Origin of the sequence: Blautia caecimuris, from assembly GCF_024622975.1 — a bacterium.
Taxonomy (GTDB): domain Bacteria; phylum Bacillota; class Clostridia; order Lachnospirales; family Lachnospiraceae; genus Blautia_A; species Blautia_A caecimuris.
This window is the reverse complement of record NZ_JANJZT010000090.1, coordinates 1-1,202: the sequence shown is the minus strand read 5'-3', so window position 1 is coordinate 1,202 and position 1,202 is coordinate 1. Positions and strand designations below refer to the sequence as shown.

General features: G+C 50.7%; 2 tRNA genes and 2 rRNA genes. All 4 read left to right on the top strand.

The annotated features are described in order from the left end of the window. Positions 1-619, top strand: a 16S ribosomal RNA gene (locus tag NSA57_RS19455); the annotation flags it as partial. A 69-nt stretch (positions 620-688) separates the two neighbouring features. Further along, positions 689-806 (top strand): 5S ribosomal RNA (gene rrf / locus NSA57_RS19450). Between the two features lie 5 nt (positions 807-811). Beyond that, positions 812-884: transfer RNA gene (locus tag NSA57_RS19445), tRNA-Ala, on the top strand. Between the two features lie 27 nt (positions 885-911). Next, positions 912-985, top strand: a tRNA-Ile gene (locus NSA57_RS19440). The last annotated feature ends 217 nt before the right edge of the window (positions 986-1,202 follow it).

The window sequence follows — 1,202 nt, the reverse complement described above, 5'->3', positions numbered from 1 at the left end:
CGGGGACCCGCACAAGCGGTGGAGCATGTGGTTTAATTCGAAGCAACGCGAAGAACCTTACCAAGTCTTGACATCCCTCTGACCGGTGAGTAACGTCACCTTTCCTTCGGGACAGAGGAGACAGGTGGTGCATGGTTGTCGTCAGCTCGTGTCGTGAGATGTTGGGTTAAGTCCCGCAACGAGCGCAACCCCTATCCTTAGTAGCCAGCGGTTTGGCCGGGCACTCTGAGGAGACTGCCAGGGATAACCTGGAGGAAGGCGGGGATGACGTCAAATCATCATGCCCCTTATGATTTGGGCTACACACGTGCTACAATGGCGTAAACAAAGGGAAGCGAGAGTGTGAGCTTAAGCAAATCCCAAAAATAACGTCCCAGTTCGGACTGCAGTCTGCAACTCGACTGCACGAAGCTGGAATCGCTAGTAATCGCGGATCAGAATGCCGCGGTGAATACGTTCCCGGGTCTTGTACACACCGCCCGTCACACCATGGGAGTCAGTAACGCCCGAAGTCAGTGACCGAACCGAAAGGACGGAGCTGCCGAAGGCGGGACGGATGACTGGGGTGAAGTCGTAACAAGGTAGCCGTATCGGAAGGTGCGGCTGGATCACCTCCTTTCTAAGGAAGAAGAAGTAGAGAGATGTGTTTCACTGTTGAGTTATCAAGGAAGAATTGAATAAAACCATTTCTGGTGTCGATGCGCTTAGGGGACACACCCGTTCCCATCCCGAACACGACGGTTAAGACCTAAGCGGCCGATGGTACTGCATTGGAGACGATGTGGGAGAGCAGGTGGACGCCAGATCAAATGGGGATGTAGCTCAGTTGGGAGAGCACCTGCCTTGCAAGCAGGGGGTCGAGAGTTCGAATCTCTTCATCTCCATTCAAAAGCTTTTAGCTTTTGAAAGATGGGCTTATAGCTCAGCTGGTTAGAGCGCACGCCTGATAAGCGTGAGGTCGGTGGTTCGAGTCCACTTAAGCCCATTGGGTCTTAAGTAATTAAGCCCAGGATATTGTACCTTGAAAACTGCATACATGTAACTTTAATCGAAAAGATTAAAGATCCTTGATACAAACGTAAAACGTAAGATAGGAAGACATCGATAAATTTATTTATCAGCAATGAGAATCAAAGACCGCATCACCTACGCTAGGGTGATGAAAAGCGAAAGGTCAAGCAGAAAGGGCACAGGGCGGATGC